The organism is Vibrio sp. D173a (assembly GCF_030248475.1).
In genome coordinates this window covers 1-1,147 of sequence record NZ_JAHGAH010000898.1, presented here as the reverse complement: position 1 = coordinate 1,147, position 1,147 = coordinate 1, and the positions used below count along the sequence as shown (strand labels likewise).

2 protein-coding genes are annotated in these 1,147 nt (G+C 44.6%); both read left to right on the top strand.

Annotated features, from left to right (window positions below; all coding sequences use genetic code 11):
• On the top strand, positions 1-368 hold a 368-nt coding region (locus KIV40_RS30110), incomplete at its 5' end, for a uracil-DNA glycosylase (RefSeq protein WP_285352941.1).
• 86 nt (positions 369-454) lie between these two features.
• A complete protein-coding gene (locus KIV40_RS30105) occupies positions 455-1,006 on the top strand; it encodes a hemerythrin domain-containing protein (RefSeq protein ID WP_285352939.1) in 552 nt (183 codons plus the stop codon).
• The last annotated feature ends 141 nt before the right edge of the window (positions 1,007-1,147 follow it).

The following is a 1,147-nucleotide window of genomic DNA, read 5'->3' as shown; positions in this document are numbered from 1 at the left end:
CACCATCACACGGTTATCTTAAATCGTGGGCAGAGCAGGGCGTATTAATGCTGAATACCGTACTCACGGTAGAAGAAGGGAAGGCGCACTCCCATGCGAAATGTGGCTGGGAGACATTTACTGACCATATCATCGAGCAGCTTAATCAACGCTCTGAACCGATCGTCTTTCTATTGTGGGGCGCCCATGCTCAAAAGAAAGGACAATCCATAGACAGCAATAAGCACTTTGTTTTGAATGCCCCTCACCCATCTCCTTTGTCGGCAAGGCGTGGTTTCTTTGGTTGTCAGCATTTTTCGAAAACCAATGAGCTACTAAAGTCACAGAATTTGCCTGCAATTGACTGGCGTTTACCATTTGACGTTTAGTTTGGTTGTTTTCTGAGCAGTATCAAACCCTATTCTCTCATCTTTATATACACTTACAAAGAGTAGGTGTAATGGAGTGCAATACTATGATGATAGAAAGGATAAGAAGAGAGCATGGCTACATGGCTCGTCTGCTCATGATTTTGAAGAATAAGCTTGAGTTGCTGCAAAAAGAGCGAGTGATCAATTACAGCCTAGTGGCGGAAGTGGTGCATTATCTTATGAGTCACTCGGATAAGGTGCATCACCCAAAAGAAGACATTATCTACCGCCACTACTTAAAGCACTATGGTAAGCAACAAGCCATCGAAGATCTGGAGCTTGAGCACCAATTGCTTTCGGAGAAGACCGCTGATTTCTTAGATGTGGTGGATATGATTCTGCAAGATGCCGTTGTTCCTCAGCATGTTTTCATCGATCAGTTGGCGACATTTATCGAGGCGCAGAGAAAACACATGGAGTATGAAGAGAAAGTCATACTACCCATCATCGTTGGCGCTTTTTCTGTGCATGATTGGCGCAGTGTCGAAGAGTTGTGGCAACAACCTGAAGATGATCCTGTGTTTGGTGACACCATTGCGGATCAATATCGTCAGCTTGCGACTCGAGTTCGTCAGAGTGAAGAAGAGTGCGTGTAGTGAACAAGGTTTGGTTCAGGCGTTAATGTGTCGCTAGGAAGGCGGCATTTTGGTCACCCACAACCTCAGTTAACGGTTAAAGAGAAAAGGCACCCAGTTGGGTGCCTTTATTTTATTTATCGTGTCTATTAAAGCTTAATG